Raw genomic sequence first — 23,724 nt, 5'->3', positions numbered from 1 at the left:
CTACCCGGTCAAGAACGGCACCGTCACCATCGGCGGCGTGGCCTACCCGGTCACCCCCACCGACGGCGGGACCGACAACCCGGGCGACACCACCAACGGCACCATCAAGGTCGGCGGCGTCACCTACCCCGTCAAGAACGGCACCGTCACCATCAGCGGGGTCAAGTACCCCGTCAAGAACGGCACCGTCACCATCGGCGGCGTGAGCTACCCGGTCACCACCTCCGGCGGCACCGACGGGTCTGGGGGGCCCGACGGATCCGACGGCCAGGCGAGCGGGAGCATCACCGTTGACGGCGTGACCTACCCGGTCGCGGACGGCTCGGCCACCGTGGACGGGGTCGCGTACCCCGTCAAGAACGGCACCGTGACGATCGACGGCGTGGCCTACCCGGTGACGCCGAGCGACGACGGTTCGGACGGCCACGGCTCCGACGGTCACGGGTCCGACGACCCCGGCGGGTCGGACGACCCCGGCGGGTCCGGCGACAACGGTCCGTTGGCGATCACCGACCCGACCGTCAACGGCAAGGCCGCCGACGCCCCCGGGTCACTGGACGCCGAGGCCCACAAGGCGGCGACGGTGGAGTTCGACGTGACCAACACCGGTGACGTGGACGTGACCGGGCTGTCCGGCCAGGTCGGCTCCGGCGACATCCGTTGCACGGAGACCGAGCTCGCCCCGGGCGAGTCGACCACCTGCCGTGGGCGGGTCGTCCCGCGCGTCGGTGCGCAGACCACACCGGTCCAGGTGTCGGCTGCGACCGCCGACGGTGGGAGTACGACGTCGGTCCGGGCACTCCGGCTCTCGGGTGTCGCGCCCAGCACCGGCGGCCACGCCGGTGGTCACGCCGGCCCGTCCGGCGGGACGCCCGGCGGCGGAGCATCCGGCGGCATGCCGGGCGCCCACTCCGGCGGGATGCCCGGCGCCCACTCCGGTGGGATGTCGGGCGGGGTCCCGGCGGCCCACGCCGGCGGCTCGGTGCACTCCGGCACCGGGACGTCCGACGGCGCGATCGTCGGCGGCGTACCGGCTCCGGACGGCATGACCGGCCAGGGCCACGGCCACCCGGCCGACGGCGGCTTCCCCATGCCCCGCGGGGGCGTGGAGGCCGGCGGCGGCGGCACGGCGGCTGAGGTGCCGGTCGTCGGTCACGAGCAGGACGACGAGGGCAACCTCCTCGTCTGGCTGCTCCTCCTCGCAGGCGCTGGTGCCGTCGTGGCCCAGCGCGTGCGTACCCACAGCTCGCGCTGACCCAGCCCGGGCACCCGCTGACGGGGTGCGGCGCCTCCTCCCTTCCGCCGCACCCCGTCAGTCCCCCGCACGTCCCCTCCTTCCGAGAGGCCCCCGATGACCATCTCCCCCGAGAAGCCCGCGACCCAGGACGCCGAACGGCTCGTCAGCGACGAGCAGCTCGCCGCCACCACCATCCCGGTCACCCGCACGGCGACGGTCGCGACGATCGGCGGCGGCCTCGGGTCGTTCGCGCTGGTCGACCGCCTCCGGGTCGCCGGCCTGCCCACCGACGAGATCGTGGTCGTCGGCGACGCCACCTCCCCCGGCGCCGCATTCCTCGCACGTTGTGCGGCCCTCGGCCTCGACGACGACAGCCGCCTGCGCAGCGAGTCCGCGGCCCGCCTCGACAACCTCTGGGGCTTCCCCGGGTACGCCGGCCACGAGGCCCGTCGTGCCCGCAGCCTCCGTCCCCTCGCCCAGCTCCTCCTCGAGGGCGTGTACGGCGACGGGTACCGCCCGACCGTCGGGATCGTCCGCGACGCACTGGACCGCGAGGCCCGGCGGATCGGCTGGCGTGCGATGACGACGCGGGTCCCGGCGGAGTACCTCTTCAAGCGCAGCGGCGGCGGCTACTTCGTCATCGTCCGCGAGCGCGGCGAGCTCGCGGCGATCCGTTGCGACCACGTCCACCTGGCGCTCGGCAGCCCCGGGCCGCGGGTCACGCCCGAGGTCGCGGCGTACCGCGAGCAGTTCCCCGACAGCACCCTCCTGACCACCGCGTACGACGACAACGACGCCGCGCTCGCGACCGTCGCCCGGCGCGGGGGCGACGTGATCGTCCGGGGCGCCGGCGAGGCCGCGCTGCAGCTGCTCCGACGCCTGACCGAGGCGCGGGAGCGCCACGGCCGCGACCTCCACGTATGGCACGTCGTGCGCAGCTGGCCGGACGGCTCGAGCGGCCGCGACGAGCGCCTGGGCTTTCGCCACCAGGCGCTCGACTTCCCGCGCTCGGCGTACACCGGGAGCCTGCGCGACGAGCTGGCCACCCTCGACGATCCCGCCCGCGGCGCGGCCATCGAGGAGCTCGGTGCCGCGTCCGTGCGCCCCCACCGCCGCGATCCCCTCGCCGCCGCCCGCGCCGAGGGCTGGTACGACGCCGTGGTCGGCGAGGTCGACCGCATCACCGAGCAGGACGGCCGGGTCTCGGCGAGCGTCCGGTTGCAGAACGGCAAGCGGATGACGGTGAACGGGGAGCACTTCTTCGACGCTGTCGGCCTCGACTCCGACACCGCGGCCCACCCGCTCGTCGCGGACCTCGTCGCCTTCAGCCCGGTCACCACCAACGCCCTCGGCGGCCTGCGGGTCGACGAGCAGTGGGCGGTCGACGGCGGCGCCAGCGGCGACGGGCGGATGTTCGCGACCGGGAGCACCGCCCGTGGGGCGCTGCTCGGCCCGGTCGACTCGTTCCTGGGGCTGCAGCAGGCGGCGCTGTCCGTCGCCGACACGCTGGCCGCGGCCGGCGTCGGCGCCCCCCTCACCCCGCTGCGGTCGGCCCGCGGCTGGTTCCAGTGGATCGGAGGGACGTCGCTGTGACCCCCACCCTCGCCGGACGCCTGCAGACCCGGCTGGCGCTCAGCCTCCTCGTCGGCGTCCCCCTGTCCCTGCTCGCGGCGATCCTGCTCGGCGCACTGGGGTGGGGGGACGCCCTGCGCGGCCTCGCCGCGATCACCGTCCTCGGCTGCGGCTGGGACGCGCTCTTCCAGGCCGTTCAGGAGCGCCGTTGGGACCGCGACTGGCCGCGGCTGCTGACGCTCCTGTCGTGGCTCCCCGAGGCCGCCGGGTCGTGGCTGGTGCTCCGGGCGTTCGACGCGGCGGCGCCGCCGGGCACCCACCTGGCCTTCTTCACGCTGGTGTGGGGCGGGATGCTCGCGGCCCGCGCGGCCGTGCTGCCCGTCCTGCTGCCCCGGTGGCGGCACCAGGGCCAGCGCCTGGCCGGTGCCCTGCCCCTCGCCCGACCGGCCGCCGCGTCGACGCCCGAGCCGGCCAGCCAGCCGGCGCGGACCAGGCTGTCGATCGGCACCATCTTCCCCGGCCTGCGCCCGGGCCACCGGCAGCTCGCGATGCTCGCGCTGTTCGTCGGCGTCGTCGGCTCGATCGTCTTCCTCGCGCCGCTCTTCGACCGCGAGCCGACGACCTCGGCGGCCAGCGACACCGGGCCGGGCGGCCCCGGCGGCGGGGACGCGATGTCCGCGGACATGGCGCACCACGGCGCCGACGACCGCACGTGGAACACCCACCACCGCGTCCGTCCGACGTCGATCGAGTTCCCCGCCGCCCACCTGTCCGCGTCGCTGGCGAAGGTCCGCCAGGACGCCTCGGGCGTGCTGGTCGCGCCGGATCCCGCGAAGCCCGCCTGGTTCAGCCGGGGCGTCGCTCCGGGACAGGCGGGTCCGGCCGTGCTCATCGGCTCCGTCGACGGGGCGTTCGCCGGTCTCGAGAAGGCCGCTCCCGGCCAGTCGCTCCGGATCGTCCGCGCCGACGGCAGCCAGGTCTTCTTCACCGTCGACCGCGTCGCCGAGGTGGACGCCCGCTTCTTCCCGACCCGGAAGGTGTACGGCGCCGCCGAGGACCCGCTGCTGCGGCTGGTCGGCTACGACGACTCGTCCGGCCGCAACACCATCGTCTTCGCCCGCGCGGTGATGATGGTGCAGGCGCCGGCCAAGGGCTGACATGGGCGCCCGGCGTACCCCTCCGCGGCGCCGGGTCGGGCGGCGCGCCGCCGTGCTCGCGTCGGGGGTCGCGCTGGGGCTCGCCCTCCTCGCGCTGACGGACGACGACGCGACGACGGCGGACCGCCCGGGCACGGTCGTGGCGGAGCAGCCCGCCCCCGCCCCACAAGCGACGGCAGGGAGTCGGCCCGTGCGCTTGCGGGTCCCCCGGATCGGCATCGACACCGGCCTCCTGCGGCTCGGGCTCACGGCCCGCCGCGAGCTCGAGGTGCCACCCATGAGGAAGGCCGACACCGCGGGTTGGTACGACCGATCCCCCGTTCCCGGCGACGCCGGGCCCTCGGTCCTGGCCGGGCACGTCGACTCCCGCTCGGGGCCGGCCGTCTTCTACCGGTTGCGCGAGCTGCGCCGCGGCGACCGGGTCGTGGTCGACCGCGACGACGGCCGGCGCGCGACCTTCACCGTCGACCGGGTCGACGTGGTGGCCAAGTCCGCCTTCCCCACCCGCCGCGTGTACGGCGCCACGACCCGCCCCGAGCTCCGGCTGATCACCTGCGGCGGCACCTTCGACCACGCCACCGACGACTACCTCTCCAATGTCGTCGTCTTCGCCCACCTCACCCACCTCACGACCGCCTGAACCGGAGGGCCCCATGACCAGCACGTCCACCGTCAGCCGCCAGCGACGCGTCGTCGTCGCGGGCTTCGCCGCCTGCCTGGTCCTCGGCGTCGGCGCCGTCGCGTTCGGAGGCGGTACGACGGCCTCCCCGGAGCCCGAGTCCGCGCCGACGACCGGGGCCACCGCCGCCACGCTGCCCGCGTCGCGCCCGGTGCGGATCCACATCGACCGGCTCGACGTCACCGCGAAGGTGCGCGTGCTGCGGGCCGCTGACGACGGCGCGACGCTCGCCCTGCCGCCGCTGCGCGCCACCGGCTGGGACGCCACGTCGGCGACGCCCGGCGAGGCCGGCATCACCGTGGTGACGGGCTACATCGCCCGCACCACCCGTGAGCCGGGCGTGCTGAAGGGGCTGGCCCGGCTGCGCGAGGGCGACGTGGTGACCCTGCGCCGCAAGGACGGCCGGAGCGTCGACTACCGGGTCACCGGCATCGCCTACTACCCCCAGGGCCGGTTCCCCGCGAAGCACGTGTTCTCCCGGACCACCCGCCCCGAGCTGCGCCTGATCAGCACCGGCGGCCCGCTGCACCGCGGCGACCCGCTCGGCAACGCGGTCGTCACGGCGGTCGCCGACTGAGCCTGCGGACCGACCCCGTCAGCCGTGGGTCGACGCGTGCCGGGCGAGCAGCGGGAGGCCCCTCGTCGTACCGGCGACGATGTCCTCGACGTGCGCCTGGAAGCCGGGGCAGGTGGTGATGTCGTGGGCGCGGCACTCCAGCGCGTGCTGGGTGAGGTGGCGTGAGCGCTCGAGCTCGGCCTGGCGCCGGTCGAGCTCGTCGAGGTGGGCGCGCAGTGCGTCGCGCCGCCCGTCGGTGGAGGCGTCGACGAGCGTCCGGATCTGCTCGAGGCTCATCCCGGAGGCCTTGCTGGCGATGATCGTCGCCACGCGGTAGGCGTCGTCCTCGCCGTACACGCGACGACCGGCGGCGTCGCGCTCCGGCGCCAGCAGGCCCCGTTCCTCCCAGTGCCGCAGCACGTGGGTCTCGAGCTCGAAGCGCTCGGCGAGGTCGCCGATCGACCAGCGGATGTCACGACGGCTTGACTTCATGTCCACATGAAGTCACATGCTCGTGACCAGCGTCAACCCACGGACTCGTGCAGGAAAGGGATCACCATGAATGACATCCACGACGTCGCCGTCATCGGCGCCGGATCGGCCGGGCTGCAGGCCGCACAGACCCTCGGCCGGATGCACCAGCGCACCCTGGTGCTCGGCACCGACCGCTACCGCAACGACCCGACCGGCCACATGCACAACTTCCTCGGCCACGACGGCGCCCCGCCGGCCGAGCTGCGCACGGCCGCCCGCAAGGACGCCGAGGCGTACGACGACGTCGAGCTCCGCGACGCCGAGGTGCTCCGCATCTCGGGTGGGCTCGGCGACTTCGTCCTCGAGCTCGCCGGCGAGGAGCCGGTGCGTGCGCGCCGGGTGCTGCTGGCGAGCGGCGTGCGCGACACCCTCCCCGACGTCCCGGGCGTCGCGGAGGAGTTCGGCGACCTGGTCGCCCACTGCCCGTTCTGCCACGGCCACGAGTTCGCGGGCACCCGCGTCGGCATCCTCGGCTCCGCGCCGCACGTCGCCGCGATGGCGTCGATGGTCGGGCCGATCGCGCGCGAGGTGGTCGTCCTCGCCCACGGGGGCGAGCTCGACGACGCCACGACGGCGAGCCTCGCCCGGCTCGGGGTCCCGGTCGTGGCGGGCGCCGTGGTCGCCGTACACCGGGAGGGCGAGGGGCTCCTCGTCGACGTCGCCGGCGAGGAGCCGGTCGCGCTCGGCGGGCTCTTCGTCAAGACCGACTGGGCGCTGGCCGCACCGCACGCGGGCCAGCTCGGCCTCGAGCTGTCCGAGACGGGCGCGGTCGTGGTCGACGCCTTCGGCCGGACCAGCGTCCCCGGCGTGTACGCCGCCGGCGACATGGCCCAGGGCCCGGGTCTCCCGATGCCGATGGCCTCGGTGCTGGTGGCCGCGTCGGGCGGCCTGGTCGCGGCCGCCGCCTGCGTGCAGGACGCCGCGCTGGCCCGGATCGCCTGACGCGCCGCCGGGATAGTCCCGGACGAAAAGCACCGAGTCCCCGGCGATTCTGGTGCTTTTCGTCCGGGACTATCCCGAGCGGTCAGTACCAGCCGACGGCCTCGGAGTGCGCCCACGCCTTCTGGGGCGTGCCGTAGCGGGCGCCGATGTAGGCCAGGCCCCAGTTGATCTGGGTCTCCGGGTTGGTGCGCCAGTCGCTGCCGACGACGGCCATCTTGGTGCCGGGCAGCGACTGGGGGATGCCGTAGGCGCCGGAGCTCGGGTTCTCGGCGAGGTGGTTCCAGCCGGACTCGCGGTGCCAGAGCGCGTCGAGGTAGGCCCACTGCTCCTCGGGGAAGCCGAACTCGATCATCAGCTGGTAGCCGAGCGCCCGGTTGGAGCCGCGGTCCACGTCGGCCGGGATCGGCGCCTGCGGGAGGTTCTTCGCGATCCGCTCGGCCCGGCGGGCGAGCTGCGCCATGATCTCGACGTCCGGTACGTCGGCCCGGGCACCGGACCGCGAGAGCTCGTCCGTGCGCGGTGTCGGCGTCGGGGTCGGCGCGGCACTCGTCGGCGGTGCCGGGTCGGGAGCGGCCTCAGGGCTCGCCGCGGTCCCGCACGCGGTCGCGAGCAGCGCGACGGCGGCGCACAGCACGGACCGACCCCCCATGGGAGTCGACCGTACGTCAGTCGCGGGGCTTGCGCGACCGATTGCGGTCACGCGGCTGAGTGGCGCCGTCGCGAGCGCCGTGAGGCGCGTGCGATGGCAAGGCGCCGTCGCGAAGGCATGCTGGGCGCACGTCGAGCGTCGGCAACGCAGCCAGCGCGCGTGCATCGCGGCGCGCAGCAGGCGCCACTCAGCCGCGTGACCGCTTAGGCGGACCGTAGTCCTTCGCCAGCTCGATGAGCTTGCCGCTGATCCGGGTGTTCTTCAGCCGCTCCCACTGGTCCGGGCTGAGCTGCGCGGGCAGCTCGACGATCGAGTAGTCCGGCCGGATCGTGATCTTGCCGAAGTCGCGACGGTCGAGGCCGCCCTCGTTGGCGAGCGCGCCGACGATCTGGCGGGGCTCGACGCGGTGCCGCTTGCCGACCTGGATCTTGTAGGCCTGGAAGTTGCCGCCGGAGCGCGGCGCACGGTCGCGCCCGCCCCGGTCGCCGCGGTCGCCCCGGTCGGAGCGGTCACCACCGCGACGGTCGTCGCGGTCGTCGTACTCGCGGCGGGGGCGGCGCTCCGGCTCGGGCTCGGGCTCGAGGAGGAGCGGGGTGTCGCCCTGCATCACGATCGCCAGGGCGGCGGCGACGTCGACCTCGGGGACGTCGTGCTCCTTGATGTAGTGGCTCACCACGTCGCGGAAGAAGGAGATGCTCGGCGACTCGAGCGCGGCGGTGATCTGGTCGTCGAAGCGGCTCAGCCGCGACTCGTTGATCGCGTCGACGCTCGGGAGCTGCATCTGCTCGAGGGTGGAGCGGGTGGCCTTCTCGATGTGCTTGAGGAGGTAGCGCTCGCGCGGGGTGATGAACGAGATCGCGTCACCGCTGCGGCCGGCACGGCCGGTGCGGCCGATCCGGTGCACGTAGGCCTCGGTGTCGGTCGGGATGTCGTAGTTGAAGACGTGGCTGATCCGGGGCACGTCGATGCCGCGCGCGGCGACGTCGGTCGCGACGAGGATGTCGAGCTTGCCGTCCTTGAGCTGGTTGACGGTCCGCTCGCGCTGCGCCTGCACGATGTCGCCGTTGATGGCGGCGGCGCTGTAGCCGCGGGCGCGCAGCTTCTCGGCGAGGGTCTCGGTCTCGTTCTTCGTGCGGACGAAGACGATGGCGCCCTCGAAGTTCTCGACCTCGAGGATCCGGGTCAGCGCGTCGACCTTCTGCGGGTAGCTGACGATCAGGTAGCGCTGCCGGATGTTCTCGGCGGTCCGGGTCTTGCGCTCGATGGCGATCTCGACCGGGTCCTTGAGGTAGGTCTGCGACAGCGCGCGGATCTGCTTCGGCATCGTGGCCGAGAAGAGCGCGACCTGCTTGTCGGCCGGGGTGTCGGCGAGGATCGTCTCGACGTCCTCCGCGAAGCCCATGTTGAGCATCTCGTCGGCCTCGTCGAGGACGAGGAAGCGCAGCTCGGTGAGGTCGAGCGTGCCCTTCTCGAGGTGGTCCATGATCCGGCCCGGCGTGCCGACGACGATGTCGACGCCACGGCGCAGCGCGGACAGCTGGACGCCGTAGCCCTGGCCGCCGTAGACGGGGAGGACGCTGACGCCGCGCAGGTTGGCGGCGTACTTCTCGAACGCCTCGCAGACCTGCAGGGCCAGCTCGCGCGTCGGCGCGAGCACCAGCGCCTGCGGCTGTCCCTCGGTACGACGCTGGGTGAGGTCGAGCTGGTCGAGGATCGGCAGCGCGAAGGCCGCCGTCTTGCCGGTGCCGGTCTGGGCGAGGCCCATCACGTCGCGCCCCTGGAGCAGGTGCGGGATCGTCTGCGCCTGGATCGCCGACGGCGTCTCGTAGCCGACGTCGGTCAGCGCCTGCAGGATCCGGTCGCCGAGGCCGAGGTCGGCAAAAGTCGTGGTCTCGTTCTCAGCGGTCTCACTCACCCGACAAGGGTAGTGGCGTGAGGCATTTCACGCCGGATCGTCGGCGCGGTGCCGTGCGTCACGCCCGTGCCGCGCTCACTCCACGGTGACGGACTTCGCGAGGTTGCGGGGCTTGTCGATGTCGTGGCCCAGCGACAGCGCGGCGTGGTAGGCGAGCACCTGCAGCGGGATGGTCAGCAGGATCGGGTCGAGCTCGCGCTCGTTCTTCGGTACGTCGATCCGCTCGACCTTGCCCGCCAGGTCACCCAGGTCGACGCCGGCGTGGGTGACCACCGTGAGCGGGCCGCCCCGGGCCGCGATCTCGTGCAGGGCGGCCACGTTGCGCTCGACGAGCTCGTCGTCGGGGACGATCGCGACGGTCGGCACCGCGGCGGAGATCAGCGCGAGCGGGCCGTGCTTGAGCTCGCTGGTCTGGTAGGCCTCGGCGTGGCGGTAGCTGATCTCCTTGAACTTCTGCGCGCCCTCGCGGGCCACGGGGAAGCCGCGCACCCGCCCGATGAAGAACAGGCTCTCCGCCTCGGCCAGCGACTTCGCGACGACCGCGAGCTCCGGCTCCGCGGCGAGCACCTGGTCGATCTGGCCCGGGATCGCGTTGAGGCCGGCGATGAGCCGGCGGCCGTCGGCGATGGAGAGGTCGCGCACCCGGCCGAGCTGGACGGCGAGCATCGCGAAGGCGAGGTACATGTTGGTCAGCGCCTTGGTCGAGGCCACCGCGACCTCCGGGCCGGCGTGCAGGTAGATGCCGCCGTCGACCTCGCGGGCGATCGCCGAGCCGACCACGTTGACCAGGCCGATCACGAAGCCGCCCTTGCGCTGGATCTCCTGGACCGCGAGCAGGGTGTCGATGGTCTCGCCGGACTGGCTCACCGCGACGTACAGCGTGTCCGGCTCGACGATCGGGTTGCGGTAGCGGAACTCGCTGGCCGCCTCGGCGTCGGCGGGGATCCGGGCCAGCTCCTCGATGAGCGAGGCGCCCATCTGACCGACGTAGTACGCCGACCCGCAGCCCAGGATCTTGACCCGCTTGACCGCGCGCAGCTCGCGGGCGTCGAGGTTGAGGCCGCCGAGGTGGCCGGTGCCGAACTTGTCGTCCAGCCGGCCGCGGAGGACCGCCTCGGCGCGGGCGGGCTGCTCGAGCATCTCCTTGTGCATGAAGGACTCGTGGTCGCCGGCGTCGTACGCCTCGGGGTCGATGTCGACCTCCTTGGCCCGGCGGTCGGTGGCGGAGAGGCCGGAGGCGTCGATGCGCCAGGTCTTGAAGCCGCCCGCGGTCACGGTCGCCATCTCGCCGTCGTCGAGGTGGGCGACGGTCGTCGTGTAGCGGACGACGGCCGCGAGGTCGGACGCGACGTGCATCTCGTGGTCGCCGACGCCGATGATCAGCGGGCTGCCGTTGCGGGCCACGACGATCCGGTCCGGGAAGTCGGCGTGGGTGACCGCGATGCCATAGGTGCCCTCGACCCGGGACAGCGCCTCGGCGGTCCGCGCCTCGAGGGTCTTGGCACCCGAGCGGGCGATGAGGTGGGCGAGCACCTCGGTGTCGGTGTCGGAGGCCAGCTCGACCCCGGCCCCGGACAGCTCGGCCCGCAGCGCGGCGGCGTTGTCGATGATGCCGTTGTGGACGACGGCCACGCGGCCCGCCTCGTCGGTGTGCGGGTGGGCGTTGACGTCGTTGGCCGGGCCGTGGGTCGCCCAGCGGGTGTGCCCGATGCCGATCTTGCCGCCGAAGCGCTTCGGCAGGCCGTCGCCGAGGTCGCGGACGCGGCCGGCCTGCTTGGCGACCTTGATCCCGCTGGAGCCGAGGACCGCGAGGCCGGCCGAGTCGTAGCCGCGGTGCTCCAGCCGGGTCAGGCCCTCGAGCAGGAGGGGGGCCGCCTGCTGCCCACCGATGTATCCGACGATGCCGCACATGTGAATCCGCCTCTATCCGTAGATCATCCGGCGCAGCTGGCGCTCGGAGAGTTCGGGCGCGGCCACGACGTGGCCGCGCAGCTCCTCCTGGAGTCGAGCGAAGATCTCGGCGTTCCTGCCGCCGTAGGTCTTCAGCTCCGCGTGCCGTCGCCGGACCCAGTCCTCGACCGGCTCGTCGTGGAAGGACAGGACGTCCTCGACGAGCCGTGACGCCTCGGCGGTGGTGAGCCCGCTGCTCTCCTCCACGTGGCGGACGAGCCGCGGGTCGACGTACACATCGCCGAGCGTGCATCCAGAACGAGCGAAACTCAAGTTCCTGCCCGAAATCGGGCAGGAACTGACTGCACCGAAAGCGGGCCCCGGGCAGCGGACACCCGGGGTGGAGCGGGCAGCCCCCGCGAGAGGGCTCATTCGTGGTCCAGGTGGAGCAGGGAGGCGCTGGATCCCCGTTCCGGTGGCGCGCGGTGGAGAACGTGCTACTCTGGTGAACACAAGGTGAACAGGAGGTGTCTCATGACCAACACCGAAGTGTCGACCCGGCTCGAGATGCGCTGGGTTCCCGTGACCGACGCCAGCGGCCGCACCCACATGGAGGCCGTGTGGATCGAGGTCGGCCAGCCGACCCCGGCAGCTCACGCCGCCTGACACACCCCCAGACAGCCCGAAGGCGCCCCGCATCCGCGGGGCGCCTTCGCTGTTTTCCCGGCGCCGATCGGGTACCGACCACAGATGTTCACCTCCGTGACCCAGGTCACCCCTTGCCACGGAATGGTTGACGTGTCACCATTGCTCTATTGCTTGACGTTTCAAACATCCACGACAGCACCCAAGGAGTCCCCATGACCGAGAACGCAGCCCTCACCGACATCTCCGGCGACTACACCCTCGACGTCGCCCACAGCCGCCTCGGCTTCGTGGCCCGCCACGCGGTCGTCACCAAGGTCCGCGGCCAGTTCAGCGACTGGAGCGCCACCGCCCACATCGACACCGCCAACCCCGCCGCCTCCTCGGTCACGCTGACCATCAACCCGGCCAGCGTCAGCACCGGCAGCGCCGACCGCGACGGTCACCTGCAGTCCCCCGACTTCTTCGACGTGGCGCAGTACCCCGAGTGGAAGTTCGTCTCCACCGAGGTCAGCCGCGACGGCAACGAGTGGACCATCACCGGCGACCTGACCATCAAGGACGTCACCAAGCCGGTCACCATCGAGTTCGAGGAGAACGGCTCCGCCAAGGACCCGTTCGGCAACGTCCGCGTGGGCTTCGAGGGTGACGTCACCGTCAACCGCAAGGACTGGGGCCTGACCTGGAACGCCGCGCTCGAGACCGGCGGCGTCCTCGTCTCCGAGAAGGTCAAGCTCGAGTTCGACATCTCGGCGATCAAGACCGCCTGACGCCCCGGGGCGCACCCCCTGCGTCGTACGACGCCCGGCCGGATCTGCGGATCCAGCCGGGCGTCGTCGCGTTCGGGCCTAGGGTCGGACCATGACGTTGCTCGCGGTCCTCGTCCAGGATGCCCCCGAGCCCGACCGGGAGCGGATCAGCAGCACGGCGCTCGCCGTGCGGCTGCTGGCCGACTGGCGCGACCTCGACAACGCGCGGCTGGTGCCGGGCGACGGCTCGCTCGCCCACGACGGCCTCTCGGTCCTGTGGTCCACGATCGACGCGCCCTACCCGGACGACCTCGCGGCGTACTGCGCCCACAGCCGGCTCTGGCCGCCGACCGTCCCGCCGCCGCTCGACCACACCCGCCACACGCTGGTGACGACCTTCCCCGCCGACGCCGGCCGGGACGGCGCCGCGCTGCTCACGAAGGCCGTCGCGTCGATGGTCGCGCTCGACCCGACGATCCGCGCCGTGCTGTGGGCGCCGGCCGACCATGTGGTCCTGCCGGCCGCCTTCCGTGAGCTCGCCCTCGACGGGCAACCCTCCTCGCTGATGCTCACGTGGGTCGCCTGCAACGTCGGCGCCCACCCCGACGGGCAGCTGACGGGCCACACCCGCGGGCTCGGCGCCCTCGGCCTGATGGACGTGGAGATCCCGTCGACGGGCCGCGACGCGGGCGAGACGCTCGAGCAGCTCCACGGGCTGGCGCAGTACCAGCTCGCCGAGGGCGGGGTGATCGCCGACGGCGACACCGTCGGCGGCAGCGCCCGGGAGCAGATCGTCGTCCGGCACGCCCCGTCGGCGTACGACCCCGGCGTGACCGTGCTGCGCCTCGAGCCCGGCGCGAGCCCGCGCAGGCGCGGCCTGTTCCGGCGCGCCTGACCCGCCGCCGCGAGCCTGCGGCACAATCCGGCCCATGCGGCTGCTCGAGCTCACCGGGTCGATCGCGGACTTCCACGCCCGCCCGATCCCCGACGACCTGCCGGAGGCCGAGGCCTGGTCCTACCGGCCGCCCGGCCGCGGGCTCGTGCTCGGGAGCGCGCAGCAGGAGTCGATCGCCGACCTCGCCGCCGCCGAGCGGGCCGGCATCGCCGTCGCCAAGCGGCGCAGCGGCGGTGGGGCCGTGTACGTCGACCCGGCGCGCTGCGTGTGGGTGGACGTCGTACTGCCGCCCCACGACGAGCGGTGGAGCGACGACGTGCGGGAGGCGACGTACTGGCTGGGCGAGGCCTGGCAGCGCGCGTTCGCCTCGCTCGGGATCGACACCCGCCTCTACCGCGGCGGCCTGGAGCAGACGCCGTGGGGACGGCTGGTCTGCTTCGCGGCGCTCGGGCCCGGCGAGGTGCTGGTCGGCGACCGCAAGCTCGTCGGCATCTCCCAGCGCCGCACCCGCGCCGGGGCGCGCTTCCAGTGCATCGCCTACGACCGGTGGGACGCGCACGACGTCCTCGACCTGCTCGACCTCTCCGACGCCGACCGGACCGCCGCGGCCGCGGACCTCGCCACCCGCGCCACGGGCGTGGGCGACCACCTCGACGCGCTCCGCTCCGCGATCGTCGCCGAGCTGCTCGGGTCCGGGCGCACGCCGGTCGAGTAGCCGCGAGCGAGGGGACGTCATGCGAACCGTGCGCGATGACGCTCGATTCGTATGACGCCATCGCCGGCGACCCCGTGCCACCGACCACGCTCGACCAGCAGGGAAAGAGCCCCTCGCCTGACGACCCATGCGCTGACAACATGGATGGGTGGACCTCGACACCATCCGTGCATTCCTCGCGGTCGCCGACGGGCAGACCGTCACCGAGACGGCCGAGCGCGCGCACCGCACGCAGCCGGCGGTGTCGCGGGCGCTGGCCCGCCTCGAGCGGGACGTGGGTACGCCGCTGCTGCAGCGCGTCGGCCGCGGCCTCGTCCTCACCCCGGCTGGGCGGGAGCTGGTGCGGCATGCTCGCGACACCCTCGACGCCTACGAGCGTGGGGTCCGCTCGGTGCAGGATGCCACGGCCCCGGACGGCGGGTTCGTGCCGCTGGCCTTCCTGCACACGCTGGGCACGTGGCTGGTCCCGGAGCTGATCCGGGAGTTCCGCACGCAGCGGCCGAACGTCCGCTTCGACCTGCGCCAGCACGGCGACGCCGGCCTCGTCGACGACCTGCTCAACGGCGTGGTCGACCTGGCGGTCACCGGCGACCGCCCGCAGCTCGCGCCGCTGGAGGGCCGGCGGCTCTTCCTGGAGCCGCTGCGGCTCGTGGTCCCGCCGGACCACCGGCTCGCCACCCGTCGTACGGCGCGGCTGGCGGACGTCGCGGACGAGCAGTTCATCGTGCTGAAGCCGGGCTTCAGCCTGCGCGCGGTGACCGAGGACCTGTGCGGGCAGGTCGGCTTCGAGCCGCGGATCGGGTTCGAGGGCGAGGAGGTCGAGACCATCCGCGGCCTCGTCTCGGCGGGCCTCGGGGTGGCCCTGCTGCCCGAGCTGCGCGGCAGCGCCGCCGCGACCGCGCCCTCGCTGAAGATCACCGACGTCAACGCCTCCCGCGAGATCGGCCTGGCGTGGGTCAAGGACCGGCGGCTGCCGCCGGCGTCCGAGCACTTCCGTGAGCACGCGCTCCGGACCAGCCGGAAGATCCATGTCACAGACGCATGATTTGAGTCCGAACTAGGCATTGGACGCATTCCGGATCCTCACGCACGATGGTGACGCCCATCACCACCGACCGGAGGACACGGATGCCGGACATCGACCCCGCCGAGACCCAGGAGTGGCGCGACGCCCTCGCCGCCGTCCTGGAGTTCGAGGGCGAGGAGCGCACGAAGTTCCTCCTCGACCAGGTCATGGAGGAGGCGCAACGGCTGGGCTCGCGCGTCCCGTTCGTCGCCACGACCCCCTACGTCAACACCGTCGCCCCCGAGGACGAGCCGACCCACCCGGGCGACCGCGCCGTGGAGCACCGGATCCGCTCCGCGATCCGCTGGAACGCGCTGGCCATGGTGCTGCGCGCCAACAAGGACTCGACCGAGCTGGGCGGCCACCTCGCCAGCTTCCAGTCCGCCGCGACCCTCTACGACGTCGGCTTCCAGCACTTCTGGCACGCCGCGACCGACGAGCCCGGCAAGGAGCACGGGGGCGACCTCGTCTACGTGCAGGGCCACCTCTCCCCCGGCATCTACGCCCGGGCGTTCCTCGAGGGCCGGCTCACCGAGGCGCAGCTCGACAACTTCCGCCAGGAGACCGGCGGCAAGGGGCTGTCGTCGTACCCGCACCCCTGGCTGATGCCCGACTTCTGGCAGTTCCCGACCGTCTCCATGGGCCTGGGCCCGCTGATGGCGATCTACCAGGCCCGCTTCCTCAAGTACCTCCACGCGCGCGGCCTGGCCAACACCGCCGGCCGCAAGGTGTGGGCCTTCCTCGGCGACGGCGAGACCGACGAGCCGGAGTCGCTCGGAGCGATCTCGATGGCGGCGCGGGAGAAGCTCGACAATCTCGTCTTCGTCGTCAACTGCAACCTGCAGCGCCTCGACGGCCCGGTGCGCGGCAACGGCAAGATCATCCAGGAGCTCGAGGGCGTCTTCCGCGGCGCCGGCTGGAATGTCGTCAAGCTGATCTGGGGCTCCGGCTGGGACCAGCTGCTCGCCCAGGACACCACCGGTGCGCTGAAGCGCCGGATGATGGAGTGCGTCGACGGCGAGTACCAGACCTTCAAGTCCAAGGACGGCGGCTACGTCCGCGAGCACTTCTTCGGCACCGACCCGGTGCTCAAGGAGATGGTCAAGGACTGGAGCGACGACGAGATCTGGCGCCTGACCCGCGGTGGCCACGACCCGCAGAAGGTGTACGCCGCCTACGCGGCCGCGAACGCCCACACCGGCTCGCCCACCGTCGTACTCGCGAAGACCGTCAAGGGCTACGGCCTCGGCGCGGCCGGCGAGGCGATGAACATCAGCCACCAGGCCAAGAAGGTCGCCGAGCCCGCGCTGCGCGCCTTCCGCGACCGCTTCTCCATCCCGATCGGCGACGAGCAGCTGCTCGACCTGCCCTACCTGTCCTTCGCGGAGGGCTCGGAGGAGCACACCTACCTCCACGCCCGACGCAAGGAGCTCGGCGGCTACCTGCCGCAGCGTCGGCAGAAGTCCGCCGCGCTGGAGGTCCCGGGCGTCGAGGCGTTCGGCCAGACCGCCGGCTCGAACGGCCGTGCAATCTCGACGACGATGGCGTTCGTCCAGATCCTGACGAAGCTGCTGCGCGACAAGGAGGTCGGCAAGCGAGTCGTCCCGATCGTCCCCGACGAGGCGCGCACCTTCGGCATGGAGGGCCTCTTCCGCCAGGTGGGGATCTGGGCGCAGAGCGGCCAGCTCTACACGCCGGAGGACGCCGACCAGCTGATGTTCTACAAGGAGGACGCCAGCGGGCAGATCCTCCAGGAGGGCATCAACGAGGCCGGCGCCATGTCGTCGTGGATCGCCGCCGCGACGTCGTACTCCACCAACGACACCCCGATGATCCCGTTCTACATCTACTACTCGATGTTCGGGTTCCAGCGGATCGGCGACCTCGCCTGGGCCGCCGGCGACATGCGGGCGCGAGGCTTCCTCCTCGGCGGCACCGCCGGCCGGACCACGCTCAACGGCGAGGGCCTGCAGCACGAGGACGGCCACAGCCACCTCCAGGCCGCGATGATCCCCAACTGCGTCTCCTACGACCCGACCTACGCCTACGAGCTGGCGGTCATCGTCGCCGACGGCCTGCGCCGGATGTACGTCGAGCAGGAGGACGTCTTCTACTACCTCACGCTCATGAACGAGAACTACGAGCACCCGGCCATGCCGGAGGGCGTCGAGGAGGGCATCCTCAAGGGGCTCTACCGCCTCAAGGCCGGCAAGGGCCGCGGCAACGCGAAGGTCAACCTGCTCGGCTCCGGCACCATCCTCAACGAGGTCGTGGCCGCCGCGGACCTGCTCGCCGCCGACTTCGGCATCAAGGCCGACGTCTGGAGTGCGCCCAGCTTCACCGAGCTGCGCCGCGACGGGCTGGCGACCGAGCGCTGGAACATGCTCCACCCGCTCGAGGAGCAGCGGACGTCGTACGTCGAGCAGTGCCTGGGCGCGAAGCCGGTGCCGGTCGTCGCGGCCACCGACTACATGAAGTCGTACGCCGACCAGATCCGCCCGTTCGTGCCGGGACGCTACACGGTGCTGGGCACCGACGGCTTCGGCCGCTCCGACTACCGGCGCAACCTGCGCCACCACTTCGAGGTGGACCGCCACCACGTCGTCGTCGCGGCGCTCAGCAGCCTGGCTGCCGAGGGCACCGTCCCCGGCGACGTGGTCGCCCAGGCGATCGAGAAGTACGGCATCGACCCCGACCGGCCCGACCCGGCCCACGCGTGAGGACAGCAACAGTGGAGAGCCCCATGGAGATTCGCGTTCCCGACATCGGCGACTTCACCGACGTACCCGTGATCGAGGTGCTCGTCACCCCGGGCACGGAGGTACGCGCCGAGGACCCGCTCATCACCCTCGAGACCGACAAGGCCACGATGGAGGTGCCCTCGCCCGTCGACGGGACGATCGTGTCCCTGTCCGTCGCCATCGGCGACAAGGTCGGCCAGGGCAGTGTCATCGCGATCGCCGAGGTCGCCGGTGCCGCGGAGCCCGCCCCGGCCCCGGTGGTCGAGGAGACCGCCACCCCGGTGGTCGAGGAGGCCATTGGCCAGCCGAACGTAGACCAGCAAGAGGTGGGGGCGTCTCGAGACCCCGGGACGTCGACGCCCGAGCCGACCACCGACAGTCCCAGCACCACCTCGCCGGGTCTCGAGACGGGCGCTGGGGCGCCCTCCTCGACCACCGAGTCCGGCAACGTCCGGGCCACCCCGCTGGTACGCCGCCTCGCGACCGAGCTCGAGGTCGACCTGGCCGCCGTGAGCGGCTCCGGCCCGAAGGGCCGGATCACCAAGCAGGACCTGCTCGGGCACTACGAGAAGTCCCTCGCCCCGGCGGCTGCGGCCGGCGGCACCGGCATCCCGCCGATCCCCGAGGTCGACTTCTCGAAGTTCGGCCCGGTCCGCACCGTCCCGCTCTCGCGGATCAAGAAGCTGTCGGGCCCGCACCTGCACCGCTCGTGGCTCAACGTCCCGCACGTGACCCACGCCGACGAGGCCGACATCACCGACCTCGACGCCTACCGCCGCGAGCTCGACGCGGCCGCGAAGGCCGAGGGCTACCGGGTCACGCTGCTGAGCTTCCTGCTGAAGGCCTCGGCGTCGGCGCTGCGGAAGTATCCCGAGCTCAACAGCTCGCTGTCGGGCGAGGACCTCGTGCTCAAGGACTACGTCAACATCGGCGTCGCCGTCGACACCCCCGACGGCCTGGTCGTGCCCGTGGTCAAGGACGTCGACCGCAAGGGCATCGGCGAGCTCAGCCGCGACCTCGGCGAGCTGTCGGCGAAGGCACGCGACGGCAAGCTCAGCGCGTCGGACATGCAGGGCGCGACCTTCACGATCAGCAGCCTGGGCGGCATCGGCGGCACCCACTTCACGCCGATCGTCAACGCGCCCGAGGTGGCCATCCTCGGCGTCGTACGCTCGAAGATGGCTCCGGTCTGGGACGGAGAGGCTTTCGTTCCGCGCCTGATACTGCCACTGTGCCTCTCGTACGACCACCGCGTGATCGATGGCGCCCTCGCGGCCCGCTTCACGGCGCACCTGGCACACCTTGCCGCCGACGTACGCCGCCTGGTCCTCTGACGGACCGCCCGACCGTTCCACACCGAGGTTCCGACCACCCCCAGGAGCACCGATGTTCACCAAGGTCCTTGTCGCCAACCGCGGCGAGATCGCGATCCGCGCCTTCCGCGCCGCCTACGAGCTGGGGATCAGGACGGTCGCCGTCTTCCCCCACGAGGACCGGGGCTCGGAGCACCGGCTGAAGGCGGACGAGGCCTACGAGATCGGTGAGCGGGGGCACCCGGTGCGGGCCTACCTCGACCCGGAGGCCATCGTCGCGACGGCGGTGGCCTGCGGGGCGGACGCGATCTACCCCGGCTACGGCTTCCTGTCGGAGAACCCGGCGCTCGCCGAGGCCTGTGCCGAGGCCGGCATCACCTTCATCGGGCCGGACTCGACGGTGCTGGAGCTGACCGGCAACAAGGCGCGCGCGATCGCGGCGGCCAAGGCGGCCGGCGTACCGACCCTGCAGAGCGTCGACCCGTCGACCGACGTCGACGCCCTCGTCGCGGCGGCGGAGGCCATCCCGGCGCCGCTCTTCGTCAAGGCCGTCGCCGGTGGCGGCGGCCGCGGCATGCGTCGCGTCGACGACCGGGCCCAGCTGCGCGAGGCGATCGAGACCTGCATGCGCGAGGCGGAGGCGGCCTTCGGCGACCCGACCGTCTTCATCGAGCAGGCCGTCGTCGACCCGCGCCACATCGAGGTGCAGGTCCTCGCCGACGGCACCGGCACGGACGAGGGCACGATCCACCTCTACGAGCGCGACTGCTCCGTGCAGCGGCGCCACCAGAAGGTCGTGGAGATCGCCCCGGCGCCCAACCTGGACCCGGGGATCCGCGACCGGATGTGCGCGGACGCGGTGCGCTTCGCGCGCGAGATCGGCTACAAGAACGCCGGCACCGTGGAGTTCCTGCTCGACCCCGCCGGCAACTACGTCTTCATCGAGATGAACCCCCGCATCCAGGTCGAGCACACGGTGACCGAGGAGGTCACCGACGTCGACCTCGTGCAGTCGCAGATGCGGATCGCGGCCGGCGAGACGCTGGCCGACCTCGGCCTGGCCCAGTCCGAGATCGTGCTGCGCGGCTCCGCGCTGCAGTGCCGGATCACCACCGAGGACCCCGCCAACGGCTTCCGTCCCGACACCGGCGTGATCACGACCTACCGCTCCCCCGGCGGTGGCGGCGTCCGCGTCGACGGCGGCACCGTCTACACCGGCGCCGAGGTCTCCGCCCACTTCGACTCGATGCTCGCGAAGCTGACCTGTCGCGGCCGGACCTTCGAGAAGGCCGCCGAGAAGGCGCGGCGCGCGGTGGCGGAGTTCCGCATCCGCGGCGTCTCCACGAACATCCCCTTCCTGCAGGCGGTCCTCGAGGACCCCGACTTCGTCGCGGGCGGCGTCACGACCTCGTTCATCGAGACCCACCCGCAGCTGCTCCAGGCCCGCGGCTCCGGCGACCGCGGCAGCAAGCTGCTCGCCTTCCTCGCGGACGTCACCGTCAACAAGCCGTACGGCGCCGCGCGGGCCTCGGTCGACCCGGCGTCCAAGCTGCCGGCGCTGGACCTGTCGCTCCCCGTCCCGGACGGCTCCCGCCAGCAGCTGCTCGCCGTGGGCCCGGAGGCCTTCGCCGCCGAGCTGCGCGCCCGCACCGGCGTCGCGGTCACGGACACCACCTTCCGCGACGCCCACCAGTCGCTGCTCGCGACCCGCGTGCGCACCATCGACCTGCTCGGCGTCGCGGACCACGTCGCCCGGCTCACGCCGGAGCTGTGGTCGCTGGAGGCCTGGGGCGGCGCGACCTACGACGTCGCGCTCCGCTTCCTCGCCGAGGACCCGTGGGAGCGGCTCGCCGCGCTGCGCGAGGCCGTGCCCAACATCTGCCTGCAGATGCTGCTCCGCGGGCGCAACACGGTCGGCTACACGCCGTACCCGACGGCGGTGACGGAGGCCTTCGTCGAGGAGGCGGCCGCCACCGGCATCGACGTCTTCCGGATCTTCGACGCGCTCAACGACGTCTCGCAGATGCGGCCCGCGATCGACGCGGTGCGCGCGACCGGCACGACGGTCGCCGAGGTCGCGCTCTGCTACACCGGCGACCTGTCCTCGCCGGGCGAGAGGCTCTACACGCTCGACTACTACCTGCGCCTGGCCGAGCAGATCGTCGACGCCGGGGCGCACGTGCTGGCGATCAAGGACATGGCCGGCCTGCTCCGGGCCCCCGCCGCGCGGACGCTGGTCACCGCGCTGCGCGAGCGCTTCGACCTGCCGGTGCACCTGCACACGCACGACACCCCCGGCGGCCAGCTCGCCACCCTGCTCGCCGCGATCGACGCCGGCGTGGACGCGGTCGACGCGGCCTGCGCCTCGATGTCCGGTACGACGTCGCAGCCGGCCCTGTCCGCGCTGGTCGCCACCACCGACCACTCGCCGCGGACCACGGGTCTCTCGCTCGACGGCGTCAACGCCCTCGAGCCCTACTGGGAGGCGACCCGCCGGCTCTACGCACCCTTCGAGTCCGGCCTGCCGGCCCCGACCGGCCGCGTCTACACGCACGAGATCCCCGGCGGCCAGCTCTCCAACCTGCGCCAGCAGGCGATCGCGCTCGGCCTCGGCGAGAAGTTCGAGCAGGTCGAGGACATGTACGCCGCCGCCAACCGGATCCTCGGCAACGTCCCGAAGGTGACCCCGTCGTCGAAGGTGATCGGCGACCTCGCCCTGTCCCTGGTCGCCGCCGGCGCCGACCCGGCCGCGTTCGAGGCCGACCCCGGTCGCTTCGACATCCCCGACTCCGTCGTCGGCTTCCTCAACGGCGAGCTCGGCGACCCGCCGGGCGGCTGGCCCGAGCCGTTCCGCTCGAAGGCCCTGGCCGGCAAGTCGTGGACGGCGCCCGAGCCGGTGCTGTCCGACGAGGACGCCGCGGCGTTGGAGACCGATCGTCGTCATACCCTCAACCGGCTGCTCTTCCCCGCACCCACCCGGGCCTTCGACGAGGCCCGCCAGGCGTACGGCGACGTGTCGGTCCTGCCGACCCGCGACTACCTCTACGGCCTGTCCCAGGGCGAGGAGCACGAGGTCGAGCTCGAGGAGGGCGTCACCCTCCTGCTCGGCGTCGAGGCGGTCAGCGAGCCCGACGAGCGCGGCTTCCGCACGGTCATGTGCACCATCAACGGCCAACTCCGCCCGGTCTCCGTGCGGGACCGGTCGGTGTCCGCCGAGGTGCCCGTCGCCGAGAAGGCCGACCCGGCACGCGAGGGCCACGTCGCCGCTCCGTTCCAGGGCACGGTCACCCCGTCGGTCGCCGTCGGCGACACGGTCGCGGCCGGCGACACGGTCGCGACGATCGAGGCGATGAAGATGGAGGCCTCCATCACCGCGCCGGTCGGCGGTGTCGTGAAGCGGCTGGCGATCAGCGGCACGCAGCCCGTCGAGGGCGGGGACCTGGTGCTCGAGCTCGGCTGAGCTCTCGCACGCGGGGCTCTTGGTGAGCCACGCAACTACCGGAATCGTCGCCACAACGGCCGTTGCCCGACAATTCTGGTAGGTGCGTGGCAGATCCGACCGGCCCGTGCCGGGATTGGGCGCGGCCGGACACGGATAGGCTCACCGCCATGGGCGAGGTCTTCGCAGGGCGCTACGAGCTGCTCGACCCCATTGCCGCGGGCGGCATGGGGACGGTGTGGCGGGTGCTCGACCGGACCGCCGGCGACGTCAAGGCGGCCAAGATGCTGCGCCAGACGGATGCCGCGATGCTGCTGCGGTTCGTGCGCGAGCAGTCGGTGCGGATCGACCACACCCACGTGGTGACGCCGCAGTCGTGGGCAGGTGTCGACGACCGGGTGCTCTTCACGATGCCGCTGGTGCGCGGCGGGTCGGTGTCGGGGCTGATGAAGCGCAACGGCGGGACCCTGCCGCCGCGCTGGATCGCGGTGCTGACCGACCAGACCCTGCAGGCGCTCGAGGCCGTCCACCTGGCCGGGATCGTGCACCGCGACATCAAGCCGGGCAACCTGCTCCTCGAGCCCACCGGCGCTGGCCGACCGCACCTGCGGCTGACCGACTTCGGCATCGCGGTGCCGAGCGACGAGCCGCGGCTGACCCACGTCGCGATGGTCATCGGGACCCCGGGCTACATGCCGCCGGAGCAGTACCACGGCGCGGATCCCGACCCGAGCGCCGACATCTACGCCCTCGGCATCGTCGTGCTGGAGATGCTCACCGGGAAGCGGCCCTCCAGCGAGGGCGCCCCCGACCCGGTCGACGTCGGGCCGCTGCGCACCGGCAACCCCGAGCACGACGCGGTCCTCGACATCGTGGCCGCCGCGACGTCGTACGACCCGGGGCAGCGGCCGAGCGCGACCGCGCTGCTGGGCCACCCGGCGCTGCGCTCGCTGGTCGCGCGCTGGGCCGACCCGGCGCTGGCCGACGACCTCGTCGTGCCGGACGAGTACCCCGCGACGCCGGACATCTC

At 72.8% G+C, this 23,724-nt stretch carries 19 protein-coding genes and 1 pseudogene; 15 read left to right on the top strand and 5 right to left on the bottom strand.

The genetic code is table 11. The features are described from left to right. The 5 genes and pseudogenes from AC2YHB_RS25410 to AC2YHB_RS25390 all read left to right on the top strand — a co-directional run. Nucleotides 1-1,255: pseudogene (locus AC2YHB_RS25410) on the top strand (hypothetical protein); the annotation flags it as partial. 96 nt (nt 1,256-1,351) lie between these two features. After that, nucleotides 1,352-2,830 (top strand): FAD/NAD(P)-binding protein, encoded by a 1,479-nt coding sequence (locus AC2YHB_RS25405; RefSeq protein ID WP_487354860.1) that lies wholly within the window; start codon nt 1,352-1,354, stop codon nt 2,828-2,830. Next, entirely contained in the window at nt 2,827-3,966 is a 1,140-nt protein-coding gene (locus AC2YHB_RS25400) for a class F sortase (RefSeq protein WP_487354859.1), read from the top strand. Before AC2YHB_RS25405 ends, AC2YHB_RS25400 begins: the two co-directional genes overlap by 4 nt. Nucleotide 3,967: 1 nt before the next feature. Further along, nucleotides 3,968-4,606 carry a class F sortase gene (locus AC2YHB_RS25395; protein WP_487354858.1) on the top strand — a complete coding sequence of 213 codons (639 nt, stop codon included), beginning with the start codon at nt 3,968-3,970 and terminating at the stop codon, nt 4,604-4,606. A 13-nt stretch (nt 4,607-4,619) separates the two neighbouring features. Beyond that, complete coding sequence (locus tag AC2YHB_RS25390) at nt 4,620-5,222, top strand: class F sortase (RefSeq protein ID WP_179648445.1); 603 nt, start codon at nt 4,620-4,622, stop codon at nt 5,220-5,222. Between the two features lie 18 nt (nt 5,223-5,240). On the opposite strand, the gene AC2YHB_RS25385 is transcribed toward AC2YHB_RS25390, so the two are convergent. Next, nucleotides 5,241-5,693, bottom strand: coding sequence for a MerR family transcriptional regulator (locus tag AC2YHB_RS25385; RefSeq protein ID WP_487354857.1), 453 nt, complete (start codon nt 5,691-5,693; stop codon nt 5,241-5,243). 66 nt (nt 5,694-5,759) lie between these two features. Between AC2YHB_RS25385 and AC2YHB_RS25380 the strand changes: the two genes are divergently transcribed. Further along, entirely contained in the window at nt 5,760-6,677 is a 918-nt protein-coding gene (locus AC2YHB_RS25380; RefSeq protein ID WP_487354856.1) for an NAD(P)/FAD-dependent oxidoreductase, read from the top strand. A gap of 82 nt (nt 6,678-6,759) precedes the next feature. On the opposite strand, the gene AC2YHB_RS25375 is transcribed toward AC2YHB_RS25380, so the two are convergent. The 4 genes from AC2YHB_RS25375 to AC2YHB_RS25360 form a co-directional block, all read right to left on the bottom strand. Further along, nucleotides 6,760-7,326 carry an aggregation-promoting factor C-terminal-like domain-containing protein gene (locus AC2YHB_RS25375; protein WP_051932680.1) on the bottom strand — a complete coding sequence of 189 codons (567 nt, stop codon included), beginning with the start codon at nt 7,324-7,326 and terminating at the stop codon, nt 6,760-6,762. 187 nt (nt 7,327-7,513) lie between these two features. Next, on the bottom strand, nt 7,514-9,241 hold the full coding sequence (locus AC2YHB_RS25370) for a DEAD/DEAH box helicase (RefSeq protein WP_487354855.1): 1,728 nt from the start codon (nt 9,239-9,241) through the stop codon (nt 7,514-7,516). A 75-nt stretch (nt 9,242-9,316) separates the two neighbouring features. Then, entirely contained in the window at nt 9,317-11,152 is a 1,836-nt protein-coding gene (glmS, locus tag AC2YHB_RS25365) for a glutamine--fructose-6-phosphate transaminase (isomerizing) (protein ID WP_487354854.1), read from the bottom strand. Between the two features lie 12 nt (nt 11,153-11,164). Beyond that, nucleotides 11,165-11,428: a hypothetical protein gene (locus AC2YHB_RS25360; protein WP_207007445.1), complete on the bottom strand. Its 264-nt coding sequence runs from the start codon at nt 11,426-11,428 to the stop codon at nt 11,165-11,167. Nucleotides 11,429-11,665: 237 nt separating this feature from the next. Here AC2YHB_RS25360 and AC2YHB_RS25355 point away from each other — a divergent pair, with 237 nt between their 5' ends. The 9 genes from AC2YHB_RS25355 to AC2YHB_RS25315 all read left to right on the top strand — a co-directional run. Continuing rightward, nucleotides 11,666-11,797 carry a hypothetical protein gene (locus AC2YHB_RS25355; RefSeq protein WP_487354853.1) on the top strand — a complete coding sequence of 44 codons (132 nt, stop codon included), beginning with the start codon at nt 11,666-11,668 and terminating at the stop codon, nt 11,795-11,797. A 194-nt stretch (nt 11,798-11,991) separates the two neighbouring features. Beyond that, a complete protein-coding gene (locus tag AC2YHB_RS25350) occupies nt 11,992-12,546 on the top strand; it encodes a YceI family protein (protein WP_487354852.1) in 555 nt (184 codons plus the stop codon). A gap of 91 nt (nt 12,547-12,637) precedes the next feature. Beyond that, complete coding sequence (locus tag AC2YHB_RS25345; protein WP_487354851.1) at nt 12,638-13,420, top strand: DUF4261 domain-containing protein; 783 nt, start codon at nt 12,638-12,640, stop codon at nt 13,418-13,420. 34 nt (nt 13,421-13,454) lie between these two features. After that, complete coding sequence (locus AC2YHB_RS25340) at nt 13,455-14,135, top strand: lipoyl protein ligase domain-containing protein (protein ID WP_487354850.1); 681 nt, start codon at nt 13,455-13,457, stop codon at nt 14,133-14,135. Nucleotides 14,136-14,283: 148 nt separating this feature from the next. Continuing rightward, nucleotides 14,284-15,180 (top strand): LysR family transcriptional regulator, encoded by an 897-nt coding sequence (locus tag AC2YHB_RS25335; protein ID WP_487354849.1) that lies wholly within the window; start codon nt 14,284-14,286, stop codon nt 15,178-15,180. A 47-nt stretch (nt 15,181-15,227) separates the two neighbouring features. After that, nucleotides 15,228-17,921 (top strand): pyruvate dehydrogenase (acetyl-transferring), homodimeric type, encoded by a 2,694-nt coding sequence (gene aceE, locus AC2YHB_RS25330; protein WP_487354848.1) that lies wholly within the window; start codon nt 15,228-15,230, stop codon nt 17,919-17,921. A gap of 23 nt (nt 17,922-17,944) precedes the next feature. After that, nucleotides 17,945-19,276, top strand: coding sequence for a 2-oxo acid dehydrogenase subunit E2 (locus tag AC2YHB_RS25325; RefSeq protein ID WP_487354847.1), 1,332 nt, complete (start codon nt 17,945-17,947; stop codon nt 19,274-19,276). A 52-nt stretch (nt 19,277-19,328) separates the two neighbouring features. Beyond that, a complete protein-coding gene (locus AC2YHB_RS25320) occupies nt 19,329-22,715 on the top strand; it encodes a pyruvate carboxylase (RefSeq protein ID WP_487354846.1) in 3,387 nt (1,128 codons plus the stop codon). A gap of 149 nt (nt 22,716-22,864) precedes the next feature. Then, on the top strand, nt 22,865-23,724 hold an 860-nt coding region (locus tag AC2YHB_RS25315), incomplete at its 3' end, for a serine/threonine-protein kinase (protein ID WP_487354845.1).

It is taken from the genome of Nocardioides sp. SRI_004, assembly GCF_057586415.1.
Note: the sequence above shows the minus strand (reverse complement) of the source record. Positions and strands in the feature narration are given on the sequence as shown.

What these genes read in the sequence shown, in the direction of transcription:
- AC2YHB_RS25405 (WP_487354860.1), top strand. Translation starts at nt 1,352, where the DNA reads ATGACCATCTCCCCCGAGAAGCCCGCGACCCAGGACGCCGAACGGCTC.
- AC2YHB_RS25395 (WP_487354858.1), top strand. Translation starts at nt 3,968, where the DNA reads ATGGGCGCCCGGCGTACCCCTCCGCGGCGCCGGGTCGGGCGGCGCGCC.
- AC2YHB_RS25390 (WP_179648445.1), top strand. Translation starts at nt 4,620, where the DNA reads ATGACCAGCACGTCCACCGTCAGCCGCCAGCGACGCGTCGTCGTCGCG.
- AC2YHB_RS25385 (WP_487354857.1), bottom strand. Translation starts at nt 5,693, where the DNA reads ATGAAGTCAAGCCGTCGTGACATCCGCTGGTCGATCGGCGACCTCGCC.
- AC2YHB_RS25380 (WP_487354856.1), top strand. Translation starts at nt 5,760, where the DNA reads ATGAATGACATCCACGACGTCGCCGTCATCGGCGCCGGATCGGCCGGG.
- AC2YHB_RS25375 (WP_051932680.1), bottom strand. Translation starts at nt 7,326, where the DNA reads ATGGGGGGTCGGTCCGTGCTGTGCGCCGCCGTCGCGCTGCTCGCGACC.
- glmS (WP_487354854.1), bottom strand. Translation starts at nt 11,152, where the DNA reads ATGTGCGGCATCGTCGGATACATCGGTGGGCAGCAGGCGGCCCCCCTC.
- AC2YHB_RS25355 (WP_487354853.1), top strand. Translation starts at nt 11,666, where the DNA reads ATGACCAACACCGAAGTGTCGACCCGGCTCGAGATGCGCTGGGTTCCC.
- AC2YHB_RS25350 (WP_487354852.1), top strand. Translation starts at nt 11,992, where the DNA reads ATGACCGAGAACGCAGCCCTCACCGACATCTCCGGCGACTACACCCTC.
- AC2YHB_RS25345 (WP_487354851.1), top strand. Translation starts at nt 12,638, where the DNA reads ATGACGTTGCTCGCGGTCCTCGTCCAGGATGCCCCCGAGCCCGACCGG.
- AC2YHB_RS25340 (WP_487354850.1), top strand. Translation starts at nt 13,455, where the DNA reads ATGCGGCTGCTCGAGCTCACCGGGTCGATCGCGGACTTCCACGCCCGC.
- aceE (WP_487354848.1), top strand. Translation starts at nt 15,228, where the DNA reads ATGGTGACGCCCATCACCACCGACCGGAGGACACGGATGCCGGACATC.
- AC2YHB_RS25325 (WP_487354847.1), top strand. Translation starts at nt 17,945, where the DNA reads ATGGAGATTCGCGTTCCCGACATCGGCGACTTCACCGACGTACCCGTG.
- AC2YHB_RS25320 (WP_487354846.1), top strand. Translation starts at nt 19,329, where the DNA reads ATGTTCACCAAGGTCCTTGTCGCCAACCGCGGCGAGATCGCGATCCGC.